15 protein-coding genes are annotated in these 15,798 nt (G+C 75.0%); 3 read left to right on the forward strand and 12 right to left on the reverse strand.

Features of this window, described 5'->3' with window-relative positions; all coding sequences use genetic code 11:
- Positions 1 to 2: 2 nt before the first annotated feature.
- Positions 3 to 1,022, forward strand: a complete 1,020-nt coding sequence (locus ACLJT4_RS37280; protein WP_411129401.1) for a hypothetical protein — start codon at positions 3 to 5, stop codon at positions 1,020 to 1,022.
- Positions 1,023 to 1,073: 51 nt separating this feature from the next.
- Here the strand turns inward: ACLJT4_RS37280 and ACLJT4_RS37285 are convergent, their stop codons facing one another.
- The gene (locus tag ACLJT4_RS37285) at positions 1,074 to 1,634 is read right to left on the reverse strand and encodes a GbsR/MarR family transcriptional regulator (protein ID WP_411129403.1); all 561 of its coding nucleotides are present in this window, start codon (positions 1,632 to 1,634) and stop codon (positions 1,074 to 1,076) included.
- A 93-nt stretch (positions 1,635 to 1,727) separates the two neighbouring features.
- Between ACLJT4_RS37285 and ACLJT4_RS37290 the strand changes: the two genes are divergently transcribed.
- Entirely contained in the window at positions 1,728 to 2,705 is a 978-nt protein-coding gene (locus ACLJT4_RS37290) for an ATP-binding cassette domain-containing protein (protein ID WP_411129405.1), read from the forward strand.
- Complete coding sequence (locus ACLJT4_RS37295; RefSeq protein ID WP_411129407.1) at positions 2,702 to 4,360, forward strand: ABC transporter permease; 1,659 nt, start codon at positions 2,702 to 2,704, stop codon at positions 4,358 to 4,360. Before ACLJT4_RS37290 ends, ACLJT4_RS37295 begins: the two co-directional genes overlap by 4 nt.
- A gap of 137 nt (positions 4,361 to 4,497) precedes the next feature.
- Here the strand turns inward: ACLJT4_RS37295 and ACLJT4_RS37300 are convergent, their stop codons facing one another.
- From ACLJT4_RS37300 to ACLJT4_RS37350, 11 genes are all read right to left on the reverse strand, one after another.
- Positions 4,498 to 5,154, reverse strand: coding sequence for a response regulator (locus tag ACLJT4_RS37300; protein WP_020929250.1), 657 nt, complete (start codon positions 5,152 to 5,154; stop codon positions 4,498 to 4,500).
- Positions 5,151 to 6,503: a sensor histidine kinase gene (locus ACLJT4_RS37305; RefSeq protein WP_411129437.1), complete on the reverse strand. Its 1,353-nt coding sequence runs from the start codon at positions 6,501 to 6,503 to the stop codon at positions 5,151 to 5,153. Before ACLJT4_RS37305 ends, ACLJT4_RS37300 begins: the two co-directional genes overlap by 4 nt.
- 132 nt (positions 6,504 to 6,635) lie before the next feature.
- Positions 6,636 to 7,388 (reverse strand): alpha/beta hydrolase family protein, encoded by a 753-nt coding sequence (locus tag ACLJT4_RS37310; RefSeq protein ID WP_411129410.1) that lies wholly within the window; start codon positions 7,386 to 7,388, stop codon positions 6,636 to 6,638.
- Positions 7,385 to 8,710, reverse strand: a complete 1,326-nt coding sequence (locus ACLJT4_RS37315; protein WP_411129412.1) for a kynureninase — start codon at positions 8,708 to 8,710, stop codon at positions 7,385 to 7,387. The genes ACLJT4_RS37310 and ACLJT4_RS37315 overlap by 4 nt, the downstream gene beginning before the upstream one ends.
- Complete coding sequence (locus tag ACLJT4_RS37320) at positions 8,703 to 9,593, reverse strand: tryptophan 2,3-dioxygenase family protein (RefSeq protein ID WP_411129414.1); 891 nt, start codon at positions 9,591 to 9,593, stop codon at positions 8,703 to 8,705. Before ACLJT4_RS37320 ends, ACLJT4_RS37315 begins: the two co-directional genes overlap by 8 nt.
- Before the next feature lie 168 nt (positions 9,594 to 9,761).
- Positions 9,762 to 10,175 (reverse strand): DUF3151 domain-containing protein, encoded by a 414-nt coding sequence (locus ACLJT4_RS37325; RefSeq protein WP_016578474.1) that lies wholly within the window; start codon positions 10,173 to 10,175, stop codon positions 9,762 to 9,764.
- Positions 10,176 to 10,331: 156 nt separating this feature from the next.
- Positions 10,332 to 11,864 carry an MFS transporter gene (locus tag ACLJT4_RS37330; protein ID WP_275464007.1) on the reverse strand — a complete coding sequence of 511 codons (1,533 nt, stop codon included), beginning with the start codon at positions 11,862 to 11,864 and terminating at the stop codon, positions 10,332 to 10,334.
- 120 nt (positions 11,865 to 11,984) lie between these two features.
- Positions 11,985 to 13,007 (reverse strand): class II fructose-bisphosphate aldolase, encoded by a 1,023-nt coding sequence (gene fbaA, locus ACLJT4_RS37335; protein ID WP_016575386.1) that lies wholly within the window; start codon positions 13,005 to 13,007, stop codon positions 11,985 to 11,987.
- A 251-nt stretch (positions 13,008 to 13,258) separates the two neighbouring features.
- The gene (gene pyrE, locus ACLJT4_RS37340; RefSeq protein ID WP_411129417.1) at positions 13,259 to 13,801 is read right to left on the reverse strand and encodes an orotate phosphoribosyltransferase; all 543 of its coding nucleotides are present in this window, start codon (positions 13,799 to 13,801) and stop codon (positions 13,259 to 13,261) included.
- Positions 13,802 to 13,844: 43 nt separating this feature from the next.
- Positions 13,845 to 14,690, reverse strand: a complete 846-nt coding sequence (locus tag ACLJT4_RS37345; protein WP_411129419.1) for an aldose 1-epimerase — start codon at positions 14,688 to 14,690, stop codon at positions 13,845 to 13,847.
- Positions 14,691 to 14,793: 103 nt separating this feature from the next.
- Complete coding sequence (locus ACLJT4_RS37350; RefSeq protein ID WP_411129421.1) at positions 14,794 to 15,759, reverse strand: carbon monoxide dehydrogenase subunit G; 966 nt, start codon at positions 15,757 to 15,759, stop codon at positions 14,794 to 14,796.
- Positions 15,760 to 15,798 lie beyond the last annotated feature (39 nt).

The following is a 15,798-nucleotide window of genomic DNA, read 5'->3' on the forward strand; positions in this document are numbered from 1 at the left end:
TTGTGGTCATCGACCCGGTCGCCCGCAGGACCGACGGCGAGTCCGTGCGGATCGCGAAGGACGTCCTGTGCGCCGGCGCCGGGGCGAAGATCTGCCTGCCGGAGGGGCCGGAGGAGTTCGCCCAGGCACTGGCCCGGCGCGGCCGGCGCCGCCCGGTGGTGATCGGCGACGACCGGGCGCTGCTGCGGGCCGTGGGCCTGCTGCACAAGGAGCGCGAGCTGGCCGGGGTGCCGCTGTCGCTGGTCCCGGTGGGCCCGCCGGAGGCCGTCGCACTGAGCCGGACGCTGGGCGTGCCCACGGACACGGTGGCCGCCGCGCGGACCGTCCTCGACGGCGGGGAGCGGCCGATGGACCTGCTCACGGACGACAGCGACGGCATCGTGCTGGGCGGGCTGCGGATCCCGTGCGGTGACACCTCCGGGACGCTGCCGGAGTACGGGGCGTACGGGACCTCCGGCGTGGCGGCGGAGGTCCCGTACGGGCGGGCCGTCTGCGGGGCTCCGGAGCGGGTCGCGGACGACGGCGGCGCGGGCCCCGGCACGGATCCGACGGTCGGGCACCGGTCCTGGTGGAGGCCGGCGGCCCGCACCGCCCGTACGGCGCTGTCGCTGCTCACCACGCCCACGGCGGGGCGCTGGGGCGCTCCCCGACCAGGCGCGGCCGACGAGGGCGCGGGGCGGCGCGGACGGGTGCCCGCGCAGCGACTGCGGCTGCGGATCGAGGCGGACGGCGCGCTGCTGGCGGATCTGGACCGGCCGGTGCGCGGCGTGTCGGTGGTGCCGTGGGCCGGCGACGACGGGGCCGTGGACGACGTCCCGGCCGGGCGGCCGGGCGGGCTGGCCGAGGTGGTCGTGCACTGGCCGGGCGGGGAGCGGCCGCTGCGGGCCCGGGCGCGGGCGGTGACGGTTTCCGGGGCGGACTTCCACTACCGCGCGGACGCCCTGGTCGGCGGGCCGGTGCGGACCCGGACCTGGACGCTGCAGCCGGGCGCCTGGCGGTTGCAGCTGCCCCGGCAGGGGTGAGCGGGGGCGCGGCGCGCGGGCCCGGCGGGCGGGGGTGGGCGGGGGCGCGGGTCAGCGCCGACGGGCCGGGTCGGGCCCGGGCGCGCCCTCGTCGGTGGTCTCTTCGGTGCGGAGCAGTGCGAGGTGGTCGCGCCAGCGGTCCATCATGCCGACCAACTCCTGCTGCATGAACTCCGTGAAGGCCAGCGTCTCGCCGAGCCGACGGCCGGCGGCGCTCTCCCGGCCGAGGCTGTCCACGCCCTCGCGCAGCACGTCCTCCCAGCGGGTCAGGACGCTGTCCCGGCGGGTCAGGGCCTCGTACCACTGGTCGCTGTGGACGCGGTAGCGGTCGCGGCGGGAGCCGGGCTCGCGCTCGCGACCGACCATGCCGACCTGCGAGAGGTAGCGGATCGCGCCGGAGACGGCCGCCGGGCTCACCTGGAGCCGCTCGCCCAGCTCGGCGGAGGTCAGGACGCCGGAGTCGGAGGCCAGCAGGCAGGAGAAGACGCGGGCCGGCATCCGCTGCATCCCCGCGTCGACCATCTGCGCCGCGAACCGCTCCACGAACGTCAGGACCGCCGCGTCGTCGCGGGCGGCCGCCCGGCCCGTGTCCCGCTGTCGCTGCTCGCTCATCTCGGCATCATCTCCCCTGTTCAGAGCCGGTCCCTCAACTTTATACGGTTTCTTAACTTCACAAATTTGTGAAATGAACGTATCTTCGAAACCATGACCACGGCGATCTCCCCCGTCCCCGCGATCCGGGTGGCCGACCTCCACAAGTCCTTCGGCCGGACCCACGCGCTGAACGGCCTCGACCTGACCGTCGAGGCCGGTGAGGTGCACGGCTTCCTCGGCCCCAACGGCGCCGGGAAGTCCACCACCCTCCGCGTCCTGCTCGGCCTGCTGCGCGCCGACCGCGGCACGGCGCAGGTCCTCGGCCGGGACCCCTGGCACGACGCGGTCGAGGTCCACCGCCGTGTCGCCTACGTCCCCGGCGACGTCACCCTGTGGCGCAACCTCTCCGGCGGGGAGGTCATCGACCTGTACGGACGGCTGCGCGGCGGGCTGGACGCCGCCCGGCGGGCCGAGCTGCTGGAGCGCTTCGAGCTCGACCCGACGAAGAAGGGCCGCGCCTACTCCAAGGGCAACCGCCAGAAGGTCGCCCTGGTCGCCGCCTTCGCCTCCGACGTCGACCTGCTGGTCCTCGACGAGCCGACCTCCGGACTGGACCCGCTGATGGAGGAGGTCTTCCAGAGCTGCGTCGCCGAGGAGCGCGACCGCGGCCGCACGGTCCTGCTCTCCAGCCACGTGCTGTCCGAGGTGGAGGCGCTCTGCGACCGCGTCAGCATCGTCCGCCGCGGCCGCACCGTCGAATCCGGCTCGCTGGGGGAGCTGCGCCACCTGACCCGGACCACCGTGGTGGCCGAGCTGGCCGGCCCGCCGGCCGGACTCGACGGACTGCCCGGCGTCCACGGCCTCACCGTCCAGCCGCTCCAGGGCGGCCCGGCCTGCCGGGTGCGGCTCCAGGCCGACACCGACCGGCTCGGCGCGGTGCTCGGCCCGCTCGGCGCGGCCGGTCTGCGCAGCCTCACCAGCACCCCGCCCACCCTGGAGGAGCTCTTCCTGCGGCACTACCAGGACGACGTCCGCCCCGACGCCCGCCGCCGGGACGCCGCCCGCGCCGAAGGGGCGGTCTCCCGATGAGCGCCCTGACCGCACCGGCCGCCGTCGGTCCCGCGGGGCCGCGCCACCTGGCCGGCACCGGCACCCTGCTGCGCCTGGCGCTGCGCCGCGACCGGCTGATGATCCCGGGCTGGGTGCTGGCCCTCGGCCTCGTGGTGGTCGCCACCGGCCCGTCCTTCGCCGCGCTCTACGACACCGCCGCCCGGCGCGCCGAGCTGGCCGCGTCGATGAACGCCAACGGCTCGCTGCGCGCCCTGTACGGACCGGTCCTCGCCGACTCGCTGGGTGGCCTGGTCGCCTGGCGGATGGTCGGGCTCGGGGCGGTGCTGGCGGCCCTGATGAGCCTGCTGATCGTCGTCCGGCACACCCGCGAGGAGGAGGAGACCGGCCGCCAGGAGCTCCTGTTGGCCGCCATGGTGGGGCGCCGGGCGCCGCTGACCGCAGCCCTGCTGGCGGCACTGATCGCCGACGCCGGGGTCGCCGCGCTGACCGCAGCCGGGCTGACCGCCACCGGCCGGCCGGTCGGCGGCTCGCTCGCCCTCGGCCTCGCCATCGGCGGCGTGGGCCTGCTCTTCGCCGCCCTGGCCGCGATCGCCGCCCAGCTCACCGAGAGCGCGCGGCTGGCCAGGGGGCTGACCGGTGCGGCCCTGGGCGCCGCGTTCGCGCTGCGCGCCGCCGGCGACGCGTCCGACGGCGCCGGCGCCCCCGGCAGCGGTGGCGCCGCCGTGCTCACCTGGCTCTCCCCCGTCGGCTGGGCGCAGCACCTGCGCGCCTTCGCCGGCGAGCGCTGGTGGGTGCTCCTGCTGTTCGCCGCCGCCACGGCGCTGGCGGTCGCGGCGGCCTACGCCCTGGCCGCCCGCCGCGACCTGGGCATGAGCTTCCTGCCGGCCCGCCCCGGCCCGGCCCGCGCGGCGCGCTCGCTCGGCGGGCCGGGCGGCCTGGCCTGGCGGTTGCAGCGGGCCTCTCTGGCCGGCTGGGCGGCCGGGTTCGCCCTGGCCGGGGCGGTGTTCGGCGGGATCGCCAAGGGCGCCGCGGGGATGGTCGGCGGCAACCAACGGACCCGGGAGATCTTCGAGCGGCTCGGCGGACAGCAGTCGCTGGCTGACGCCTTCCTGGCCACGATCATCGGCCTGCTCGGCATGGTCGCGGCGCTCCACGCGGTGGGGGCGGTGCTCAGGCTGCGCACGGAGGAGACCGGCGGGCGGGCCGAACCGGTCCTGGCCGGTGCGGTGGGCCGGCTGCGCTGGGCCGCCGGCCACCTGGTCCTCGCGCTGGTGGGCACCGCCGCGGTGCTGGCCGCCGGCGGGCTGACGCTGGGCGTGGCCTACGGCGCCTCGGTCGGCGACGTGGCCGGCGGCACCGGCCGGGTGCTGGCCGCGGCCCTCGCCCAGGTCCCGGCGGCGTGGACGCTCGCCGCGGTGGCGACGGCCGTGCTCGGCGTGCTGCCCGCGGCCACCGGCGCGGTCTGGGCGCTGACCGGCGGCTGCCTCGCCCTGGGCTGGCTCGGTCCGGTGCTGCGCCTGCCCCGGTGGGCGCTGGACCTCTCGCCGTACGCGCACCTGCCCAAGCTGCCCGGCGGGGCGGTGACGGCCGCGCCCTTCCTCTGGCTGACGGCCCTGACGGCGGTGCTGCTCTGCGTCGGACTGGTCGGACTCCGCCGGCGCGACATCGGCTGATCCCGCGGCCGGGCGCCGTCGGAGCCGGCGCGGGCTCCGGTGGCGGGTACTCCGGTCGGCGCGGACTCCGTCGGCGCGCGGCACTGTCCACAGGGTGTGGACAGTGCGGACGGGGCTCACCCCACGTCCCACGTCCGTCAGCCGCCGGGCGTCACCAGGCGTGCCTCGTAGGCGAAGACCGCCGCCTGGGTGCGGTCGCGCAGCCCCAACTTCACCAGGATCCGGCTGACGTGCGTCTTCACCGTCGACTCGGCGACGACGAGATGGGCGGCGATCTCGCCGTTGGACAGGCCCTGGGCGACCAGCACCAGGACCTCGGTCTCCCGTTCCGTCAGGTCGCCGATCCGCTCCTGGGCCGGGGCGCGCGGCGAGCCCAGCCGGGAGAACTCGTTGATCAGGCGCTTGGTGACGGTGGGGGCGAGCAGCGCCTCGCCGGCGGCGACGATCCGCACGCCCTCGGCGAGCTGGCCGGCCGAGGCGTCCTTGAGCAGGAAGCCGCTGGCCCCGGACCGCAGCGCCTGGTAGACGTACTCGTCCAGGTCGAAGGTGGTCAGCACCAGCACCTTGGCGTCCGCGTCGGCGGCGACGATCTCGCGGGTCGCCTCCAGGCCGTTCATCTCCGGCATCCGGATGTCCATCAGGACCACGTCCGGCTTCAGGAGCGCAACCTTCTGCACCGCCTGCCGGCCGTCGACGGCCTCGCCGATCACCTCGATGTCCGGCATGGCGTTGAGCAGCACGGAGAAGCCCTCGCGGACCATCACCTGGTCGTCGACGATCAGTACCCGGATCATGCTGCGCTCCCGCCCGGCGCGGTGTCCCCCGCCGTGTTCAGCACCGGGAGGAAGGCCGCGACCTCGAAGCCCCCGTCCTCGGTGCGGTCGGCTGTCATCTCACCACCGAGCATCTGCACCCGCTCCCGCATGCCGAGCAGCCCGTGGCCGGCGCCCGGCGACGGCTTGGCGAGCCGGCTCGCCGGACCGTTGACGATCCGCAGCCCGATCCCGCCGAGCACGTAGGAGACCTCCACCCGCGCGTCCGCGCCCGGCGAGTGCCGCAGGGCGTTGCTCAGCGCCTCCTGCACGATCCGGTACGCCGACAGCCCCACGCCCTGCGGCAGCGGCCGCACGGACCCGGTGGTCACCGCCTCCACGGTCAGCCCCGCGCCCCGGACGCTGTCCAGCAGCCCGTCGAGGCTGGCCAGGGTCGGCTGCGGGGCCTCCGGGTCGCGTTCGGCGAAGGCGTCGGGGTCCTCGGAGCGGACCACGCCGAGGATCCGGCGGAGTTCGGTGAGCGCGGCGACCGCGTTCTCCCGGATGGTGGCGAAGGACTTGGCGAGCTCCGGCGGCGGGTCGGTGACCCGGTACGGCGCCGCCTCCGCCTGGATGGCGATCACCGACATGTGGTGTGCCACCACGTCGTGCAGTTCCCGGGCGATCAGTGCGCGCTCCTCCAGCAGGGTGCGGCGGGAACGCTCCTCGGCGGTGACGCTCTGGGTCACCACGACCTGCCGGCGCTCCTCGCGCCAGGCCCGGACCGCGGCGGCGGAGACCAGCACCACCCCGGAGAAGAACGCCACCGGCGGCATCTGCCCCAGCTCGCCGCGGCCGGCGAGCACCGAGACCACCGCCCCCACGGCCATGGTGACCACCCACGTCTCGACCGCCAACCGCGGCCGGGTGCGCAGCACCACCAGCGTCATCACCGCGAGGTGGACGATGAAGGCGGCTTCCCCCCAGACGTTGATGTAGGGCGACAGGAACCGGGAGCCGAGCCCGCCCACGACGAACGCCAGCAGCGACAGCCAGAAGGCCCCCACCGGCCGGGAGAGCGTCAGCACCGGCGGCACCGCGACCAACAGCGCCAGCACGATGTCGAGCATCTCGCGCGCCGGGCTGGCGCCGTAGCCGGAGGTCGCGGACCCCATGAAGACGAAGGCCGCGAAGAGTCCCACGGCGCAGTGCGGGAGCCAGCGGGTCAACCGCCGGGCCCGGCCGGGCAGCCACGGCAGCCACCGGGCGACCTTGGCGTCGTCCAAGGGCGGCAGCGGGCGGAAGGCGAAGGCACCGACGAACAGGTCACGGCGCAGCGAGTGCAGCAAGCCGTGGACTATTCGCGCCTCCGAGCGCGGGTGGCCCGGCATCTGGGTCGTCTCGTTCACGCACACCACGGTACGCAGCGAACCTCCCTCGGGACGTCCCCACCGAAGCGGATCTGCCACCGTCCGTCTCAAGTACTACACGGCGCGGACGCGGCGGCCCCGGTACCGCGCGGCTCACCCGCCGCGCACCAGCCCCAGCAGGATGCCGAAGGCCCCGGTGCCGGGCGTCAACGCGGCGTAGTGGCCGGTGCCGGGCAGCTCGCGCAGCGCGGTGGCGGCCGGGTGGGCGGCGGCGTAGCGGCGCGAGAGCTCCGGCGGGACGTCCTGGTCGTCGGTGCCGTGCAGCAGCGTGACCGGGACGCCGGCGGGCGGGTGGCGCAGCGGGTCGGCGGCCGCCAGCCGGCCGGCGAAACCGGGCCCGGCACCGAGGAGTTCGGCGACCGCGCCGCCACTGAGGCCCAGCGCGTGGGCGCGCGCCAGGTCGGCGACGGGGGCCACCGCGACGACCCGGGTCACCGGCGTACCGCGACGGGCCGCGGCGAGCAGCGCCAGGTGGCCGCCGGCGGAGTGCCCGACCAGCACGACCTCGCGGGGCCGGCCCGCGGGGTCCGCCGCGCCGGCCGCCGCCTCGATGGCCGCCGGGACGTCCAGGAACGTCTCCGGCACACCACCGCCCGCACCGACCCGGCGGTACTCGACGAGCGCGACCGGCAGCCCCCGCCGGGCCAGCTCCGCCGCGCACGGCGAGAGGTGGCGCCGGTCGTAGGCGGCCCGCCAGAACCCGCCGTGCAGGAGGACGACGAGGGGCCCGGCCCCCGCCCCGTACAGGTCCACGACCTGGTCGGGGTGCGGGCCGTAGGCGAGCGTGCGGTCCGGCGCCACCGGGGCGAGCCCCAGCAGCGCCGCCTCCTCGTCCGCCGCGCTCACCCGGCGGCACCGCCGACCGCCGGCGGCGGTCCCGCCGCGGCCGGGTCGCGCAGCACCTCGCCGAGCACCCACGCCGCCCGCTCCGCGTCCGCGAACGTGGTGTAGAGCGGCGTGAAGCCGAAGCGCAGCACGTCCGGGGGGCGGAAGTCGCCGACCACACCGCGCCGGATCAGCTCGGCCATGACCCGGCCGGCCACGGGCGTCCCGCCCTCCTCGGCCGGCGCGGACGGGTCGGGGGAGCACGCCAACGACACCTGGCTGCCGCGCCGCCGGTGCTCGGCCGGGGTGACCGAACGGACCCGCCCGGCCGGTGCGTACGCCGCGACGCACTCCAGGAAGAAGTCGCTCAGCGCCAGGCTCTTGGCCCGCACGTCCTCGATGGCGACGCCCTCCCACGCCTCCAGCGCCGCCTCCAGCGCCAGCAGCGAGAGGATGTCGGGGGTGCCCACGCGGCCGCGCAGGATGCCGTCGGCGGGGGCGTAGCCGGGATCCATGCCGAACGGGTCGGCGTGCGAGTTCCAGCCGGGCAGCGGCGACTCGAACCGCTCCTGGAGGCCCGTGCGGAGGTAGAGGTACGCGGGCGAACCCGGGCCGCCGTTGAGGTACTTGTAGGTGCAGCCCACCGCGAGGTCCACCCCGCAGGCGTCCAGCGCGACCGGCAGCGCCCCGGCGCTGTGGCACAGGTCCCAGACCGCCAGCGCGCCCGCGCTGTGCAACGCGGAGGTGATCGCGGCCATGTCGTTGAGCTCGCCGGTGCGGTAGTCGACGTGGTTGACCAGCGCCAACGCGGTCCGCTCGGTGACCTCGTCGGCGATCCGCGCGGGCTCGACCGGCCGGACCGCCAGGCCCGCCATCCGCGCCGCGGACCGGGCGACGTAGCCGTCGGTGGGGAAGGTCGTGGCGTCGACCAGGATCTCCGTACAGCCCTTCCCGGCCATCCGGATGCCGCCGGTCACCGCCTTGAAGACGTTGACGCTGGTGGAGTCGCCGACCACCACCTGGCCGGGGGCCGCCCCGATGAGCGGGGCGATCTTCTCGCCGATCCGCTCGGGCGCGGTCCACCAACCGGCTTCGGTCCAGGACCGGATGCGCAGCTCGCCCCACTCGTGGTTGATCACCTCGGCGATCCGCCCCGGCACCGACCGGGGCAGCGCGCCCAGCGAATTGCCGTCGAGGTAGACGGTGGCGTCGTCGAGGACGAACCGGTCGCGGGTGGCGGCCAGGGGCCCGCCGGCGTCCAACTCCGCGGCGCGGGCCGCCTGCGTGCGGGCCACGGCAGCGGCGGGACCGGGGCTCGTCGGCGTCTCGGGGCTCTCAGACATGGCTACGCGCCGTCCACAACTCGGGAAAGACGTTCTTGCGGGCCCGCTTCTCCAACCAGGCGACGCCCGCGGATCCGCCGGTGCCCATCTTCGCGCCCATGGCCCGCCGGGTCGCGACCAGATGATCGTTGCGCCAGCGCCAGACCAACTCCGCGACGTCCGTCAACAGCTCGCCGAGCCGCACGAGTTCGGAGTCCTGCGGGCCGGCGAAGACCGCGGCCCAGACCTCCTCGACAGCCGGATCCGCCTCGTGGCGCCGGGTCGGATCGCGCCGCAGGACGGCCTCCGGGACCGGGTGGCCACGGCGGGCCAACAACCGCAGCACCTCGTCGTACAGGCTCGGTTCGTGCAGCGCCTTCTCCAGCGCGGCGTGATCCTGGGGGGAGCCGCGGTGCGGCACCAGCATCGACGCCGACTTCTCGCCGAGCAGGAACTCCATCCGCCGGTACATCGCGGACTGGAAGCCGCTGCCCTCACCGAGCGCGTCGCGGTAGGCGTTGAACTGTGCGGGCGTCAGCCGGGCGAGCGGCTTCCACGCGGCGTTCAGCGCCTCCAGCTCCCACGTGGAACGGCGCAGCGCGTCCATCGCCACCGGCACGTCGTCCCGGCGCAGCGCCTCGGCGGCGGTGTGCCACTCGTGGACGAGGACGGTGAACCACAGCTCCATCACCTGGGTGGTGACCAGGAAGACCATCTCACCCGGGTCGTCGGAGTGGAGCTGCTGGAGATGGGTGAGGACGCTCGCGCGGACGTAGTCCTCGTACGGGGTGGGGGCGCCGGCGCCGATGCTCAGGTCGGGGCCGAAGGGCGGGTCCGCCTCACTGACCGCGGCGTCCGGCGCCGGAGCGCGATCCGCGGGATGGGTGGGAGACGGTTGCGACATGAGGGACTCCTCAGGTGCGAACTACCGGGTAGCGGTCCGCTCCTTCCTCGTCGGCTCGGGAGCCCCGGTCCCCTCGGGCGCGGGATGACCCGGCCCACTGAAATCATCGGTGCTGCACCACCACCGCGCAAGGGCCGGCCGCGATCTTGCGGCCGGCCCCGCGGCGACTCAGCCGAGCGTGTCGGCCGCGGTCGGCGAGGAGTCGCGCAGGAAGGTCGAGCACCGCTCGTACTCCTCCTGCTCGCCGATCGTCTGGGCGGCGCGGGCGAGGGCGTGCAGCGCGCGCAGGAAGCCGCGGTTGGGCTCGTGCTCGAACGGCACCGGGCCATGGCCCTTCCAACCGGCCCGGCGCAGCGCGTCCAGACCACGGTGGTACCCGGTGCGGGCGTAGGCGTAGGACTCCACGACCCGGCCGGCCTCGAAGGCGTCGTCGGCCAGCTGGGCCCAGGCCAGGGAGGAGGCCGGGTACTTCGCGGCGACGTCGGCCGGCGCGGTGCCCGAGGCCAGCAGCGCACGGGGCTCCGGGTCGTCGGGCAGGTGGGTCGGGGGCGGTCCCCCGAGGAGGTTCTCGTGAATGGGCATGGTCCCAGTCTGCCTGGTCGCTGCGCTGGGGCGCCTTCCCACGTTGTCGGCTTTCCCGCCGTGGGGATGTTTGCCGCTGCGCGGGGCTGGTGGGTGCGGTGCTGGGGGGGTGGAGGAAGGGAAGTGGGGGTGGGGTACATGGTCAGGTGCGGCTCTCTACGGGGGCGGGTGTTCGGGGTGGTCCTCGCCGGGGTCCAGGGGTGGGGCGGTCACGCCGCAGTGGTAGGTGCATTCGGCGTGGCAGGGTTCGGCGGTCTCGGGGGCGGTGGGGCGCAGGACGTCGCCGCGGACGGTCAGCCAGGCGATCAGGGCGCCGAGCAGCAGGACCGCGGCGCACAGGGGCATGGCGCGGCGGAAGGCCGCGGCGAACGCGGGGGCCGAGCGGTACGCCTCCGGGCCCATCCCTGCGAGGAGGGGCAGGGCGGCCACCGCCACCAGGCCGGCGGCCCGCGCCGCGGCGTTGTTGATGCCGCTGGCCAGGCCGGCCCGGTCGACGTCCACCGACGCCAGCACGGTGGCGGTGAGCGGGGCGACCAGGGTCACCATGCCGGCGCCCAGCACCACCAGCGCCGGCAGCACGTCGACGACGTAGGACGCGCCGGGGCCCACCCGGGTCATCAGCAGCATCCCGAGCGCGCAGAGCACCGGGCCGACGGTGAGCGGGATGCGCGGGCCGATCCGTTGGCCCAGTTCGCCGGAACGGGCCGACAGCAGCAGCATCAGCACGGTCGTGGGCAGCAGCGCGGTGCCGGCCTGGAGCGCCGAGTAGCCGGCGACCACCTGGAGCTGGAGCACGGCGAGGAAGAAGAACCCTCCGAACGCGGCGTAGACGCACACCGTCACCGCGTTCACGGCGCTGAACTGGCGGTTCGCGAAGATCTTCGGCGGCAGCATCGGATCGGGCCGCCGCCGTTCGACCCGGAGGAAGACCGCGCCGAGCAGCACCCCGGCCACCGCGGGCACGATCACGCCGGGCGCGGCACCCCGCCCCGGCGCCTCGATCAGCGCGTAGGTGACCCCGGCCAGCGCCAGCGCGCCGAGGACGGCACCGGCCACGTCGAAGCCCTGCGCCTCGCCCGCCCCGCGCTCCCGGCTCTCGGGGACGTGCCGCAGCGCGATCGGCACGCAGGCCACCGCCACCGGCACGTTCAGGAAGAACACCCAGCGCCAGCCCGCGCCGTCCACCAGCCACCCGCCGACGAACGGGCCGATCGCCGCCGCCACCCCGCCCAGACCGGACCAGGCGCCGACCGCCCGGGCCCGGTCGTCGGGATGGAAGACCGCCTGGATCAGGGCGAGGGAGCCGGGGGTGAGCAGCGCCCCGCCGACGCCCTGGAGCGCCCGGGCGGTGATCAGCACCGTGGGTCCCGGTGCCAGCCCGCACAGCAGTGAGGCCGCCGCGAACCAGACCACGCCGATGACGAAGATCCGGCGCCGGCCGTACCGGTCGCCGAGCGAGCCGCCCAGCAGGATCAGGGCGGAGAGGGTGAGCATGTAGGCGGTCACTGTCCACTGGAGCACCGCCAGGTCCGCGTCGAGGTCCGCGCCGATCCTGGGCAGCGCCACGTTGACGACCGTGCTGTCGAGCATCGCCATGCCGGAGCCGAGGACGGTGGTCGTCAGCACCCAGCGGCCCTGCGCCGAGGCCAGCCGCACCCCGCCCGGCTCGTTCCCCGCCGGTACGTCCATACCGTGAGCATGCCCCGTTCCGCGGCGGCCCGCCCCTGCGCCGGCTTCCGCCCCGGGACGGCGAAGGGCCCCGCAACCGGTTCGGCTGCGGGGCCCTTCGCGCCGCTGGGCGGCCGGTGCCTACTTCAGCTTGGTGCCCGTGGAGCGCAGGTTGGCGCACGCCTCGGTGACCCGCTTGGCCATGCCGGCCTCGGCCAGCTTGCCCCAGCTGCGCGGGTCGTAGGTCTTCTTGTCGCCGACCTCGCCGTCGACCTTCAGCACGCCGTCGTAGTTGCGGAACATGTGGTCCGCGACCGGGCGGGTGAAGGCGTACTGGGTGTCGGTGTCGAGGTTCATCTTGACCACGCCGTTCTCCAGCGCGGTGGCGATCTCCTCCTCGGTGGAGCCGGAGCCGCCGTGGAAGACGAAGTCGAACGGGGCGGTCTTGCCGTACTTGGCGCCGACGCCCTGCTGGAGGTCCTTCAGCAGCTCGGGACGGAGCACGACGTTGCCCGGCTTGTAGACGCCGTGGACGTTGCCGAACGAGGCGGCGAGGAGGTAGCGGCCCTTCTCGCCCAGACCCAGCGCCTCGGCGGTGCGCAGCGCGTCCTCGACCGTGGTGTAGAGCTCGTCGTTGATCTCGTGGGTGACGCCGTCCTCCTCGCCGCCGGTCGGGGTGATCTCGACCTCAAGAATGATCTTGGCGGCGGCGGCGCGGGGCAGCAGCTCCTGCGCGAGGGCCAGGTTGTCGGCGAGGGTCTCGGCGGAGCCGTCCCACATGTGCGACTGGAACAGCGGGTTGCGGCCGGCCTTGACGCGCTCCTCGGAGATCGCGATCAGCGGGCGGACGTAGCCGTCCAGCTTGTCCTTCGGGCAGTGGTCGGTGTGCAGCGCGATGTTGACGTCGTACTTCTCGGCGACCACGTGCGCGAACTCGGCGAGCGCCACCGCACCGGTGACCATGTCCTTGTTGTACTGGCCGCCCAGGAACTCCGCACCACCGGTGGAGATCTGGATGATGCCGTCGCTCTCAGCCTCGGCGAAACCGCGCAGCGCCGCGTGCAGCGTCTGCGTGGAGGTCACGTTGATGGCCGGGTAGGCGAACTTGCCTGCCTTCGCCCGGTCCAGCATCTCGTTGTAGACCTCAGGGGTTGCGATGGGCATCTGTCCGCTCCTTGTGTGTGCGGGGTGTGCGTTCTTGGCCCTGACCAGGGGGCGAGGACTTCGCCGTGGCACATCTTCCCAGACTCACTGGATTGCTCCACATCGCCCGGATGGCGGCCATCGGCGGCGAGGACGCCGTTTCACGTGAAACCGGGCCCGGCGTTTCCGGGGAGAACCTGCCCAAGGTTTCCCGTGAAACACCGCGCCCGGGACAACGACGCAGGTCAGCCGGAAACGACCCGATCGGGTCGTCAGTTCAGGCCGAGGTCGTCGAGCTGGTAGCCGGTCAGATACGGAAGGCCGGCACCGGCGATGGCCGAAGCCGCACCCCGGTCCACGATCGTCGCAACCGCAACCACCTCGGCGCCGGCCTCCCGCGCCGCCTCGACGGCGGTCAGCGGCGAGCCACCCGTGGTGGAGGTGTCCTCGACGATCAGGACGCGGCGGCCCGTGACGTCCGGGCCCTCGATCCGGCGCTGCATGCCGTGGGCCTTCTGCGCCTTGCGGACGACGAAGGCGTCCAGCCGGCGGCCGCGGGCGGCGGCGGCGTGCAGCATCGACGTGGCCACCGGGTCGGCGCCGAGCGTCAGCCCGCCGACCGCGTCGAAGTCCAGGTCCGCGGTGAGGTCGAGCATCAGCTGACCGACCAGCGGCGCCGCCTGGCTGTCGAGGGTGATCCGGCGCAGGTCGATGTAGTAGTCGGCTTCCTTGCCGGAGGAGAGCGTCACCTTGCCGTGCACCACGGCCTTGTCCTTGATCTGCTGCAGCAGCTCGCCGCGCACGTCGTCAGTCATGCGCACGAGCTTAGGACAGGACCCCGGGCCCGGCGTCCGCCGGTTACAGGGCGCGCCAGCTCCAGGTCGTCGAGACCTCCAGCGGGTCGATCGGGGTGACCAGGCGGGGGGTGGTGTTCAGACCGTTCGGCGGGCCGGACTGCGGCTCGACGCAGACCGCCTCCTCCTGCTCGTCGTAGACCACGACCCATTCCGCGCGGCTGGAGACCGTCAGCTGAAGCCGTCCCGGCCAGGTCAGCGTGACGTCGACGCCGCTCGGCATCCCGAAGCAGTCGTCCCACGGCCCGGGCTGCGGGGTGATCCGGCGACCGGTCGGGAGGTGGTCCGGTCCCCGCTCCTCCTGCCACTCGGGGGCGAAGTCGATCCGGACGTCCTCGCCCGCGCCGAGGTTCCGCAGGAACCACGGGTGCCAGCCGGCCTGCGCCGGGAAGGAGTCGCCGGCCGCCTCGACGCCCATGGTGAGCGTGAGCGAACCGCCGTCCTCGGCCAGTTCGACGAGTTGGGTGACGGTCCCCGGGTAGGGCCAGGGGGCCGCGGGGTCGGTCAGCTCGTAGGTGAAGGCGGCCGCGGCGTCGCTGGTCCGCGCGGTGCGCCAGTGAAGGTTGCGACCGGTGCCGTGGATGGCGTGCGGGGGCGAGTTGACCGGCATCTGGTGGACTTCGCCGCCGTTGCGGAACCGTCCCTGGTCGACCCGTCCGCACCACGGAACCATCGGGAAACAGCCGTACTTGGCGCCCTGCCGCAACAGTTCCGTGCCGCCGACCCGCAGGCTGCCCAGCCGGCAGCCGTTCTCCGGGTGCACGGTCAGTTCGGCGTCCCCGGCGGACAGCCGTACGCCGTCCGCTCCGCGCTCCCGCGCCGCGCTCTGCGTGGTGTTCTCGGTGCTCACGGAAGCGACCCTAACGGTGCGACCGGCCGCGCGCCGGGACCCGGGCGGGCGCAGGCCCGCGCCCGCCGCCTCGACGCCCCGGAAGGGCCCACGGGCCGACCGGTCACCGGCGCCGCCGCAACACCCGTCCGACCACCACCGCCGAGGCCAGCACCACCGCCGCGGCGGGCGCCGCCCAGCGCAGCGGCACCGAGCTCCCGCCGGTCTCCGGCGCGGGCACCGGCGCGTACCGGCCGCGCGGCGGGGCGTGATCGACCTCCTCCGCGCTGCGCCCGATCATCGTCCGGCGGGCGTGCGCGGCCTCCGCGGGCGCGACGTCGAACTCCTCCTCCTCGTCGTCGTCGGCGGCGGAGGCGGAGGCGGCGGCGGCGGCATCGGCATCGGCATCGGCATCGGCGCCGAAGGAGGCCACCTCGGGGACGTCGTCCGCCACCGCGTCGACCGGCTCGTCGGGATCCGCCACCACGCTGACGTCGTCCTCCGCATCACCCGACGGATCGAGCGACGGCGGCGGGACCTCGGTGTCGAAGAGGCTCTGCGGCACCGCTGCGGGGCCCTCTCCTTCCGGGCCGCCGTCCACCGGCCGGTCGGTGAGGTCCGACGCGAGGTTCTCCGCGAAGCGGTCCAGCAGCCGGCGGCCGGCGGTCGCCGCGCTCTGCTCGTCGGCGGCGGCCAGCCGGCCCGCGCTGCGCACCGCACCGGCGCACACCAACGTCGTCCCCGGGCCCGGCTCCGACGCGGGGGCGAACCGGACCGTCAGCGTCAGCGCCACGGTCCCGTCCCCCCGGGTCTCGGTGCCGCTCGCCTCGACGGTCACCGGGGCGACCGCGTCCGAGGCCGCCGGGGCGGCGTCCCCGGGGCCGTCGGCCGGGTCGCCGCTGACCGTCAGCGCACCGCGGTAGGTGATGGTGGAGCTCCCGACGCGCAAGCGCAGCCGCCCCTCGGGACGGTGGGGGGCCGCATCGGCGTCGAGTTGGACTCCAGGGACGCAGCGCGCCACGCGCTCCGGTTCGGTGAGCGCCTGCCGCACGGTCCGGACGGGAAACGGAACGTACACCTCATGCTCCATGGCATGGGAGCCTACCCAGCACCCGCGGCACCCGTGCCC

Source organism: Streptomyces sp. x-19, assembly GCF_046549115.1.
Classification (GTDB): domain Bacteria; phylum Actinomycetota; class Actinomycetes; order Streptomycetales; family Streptomycetaceae; genus Streptomyces; species Streptomyces albulus_C.